Annotated in this window: 1 pseudogene; it reads right to left on the bottom strand. The window is 41.6% G+C overall.

The window, feature by feature from the left end:
• Positions 1-255: pseudogene (locus ACERY3_RS25500) on the bottom strand (hypothetical protein); the annotation flags it as partial.

Here is a 255-nt window from a genome sequence, read left to right as displayed (position 1 = left end):
CCCATGCCCAGCCAAATACCCCCAACAGACAATCCCAGCCACTTGCTGCATCAGGATTATTAAAAACATCCGTGACCAGATTATCGTTTAGCCATGAACTAAAAAGAAACAGTTTGATGATGGCAAGAACGATTAAAAACAACGCTTTTTTATAATGAAGGATATGCCGTTTTTGATTTTCCAGTTGAGGGAATAACTGTACGGCACGGTTAACCGGACCTGCGGTAAATGTCGGTAAAAAACTCATGTAGAGCA

It is taken from the genome of Enterobacter cloacae complex sp. ESBL7 (assembly GCF_041679625.1).
Taxonomy (GTDB): domain Bacteria; phylum Pseudomonadota; class Gammaproteobacteria; order Enterobacterales; family Enterobacteriaceae; genus Enterobacter; species Enterobacter asburiae_B.
This window is presented reverse-complemented; position numbering and strand designations above follow the sequence as displayed.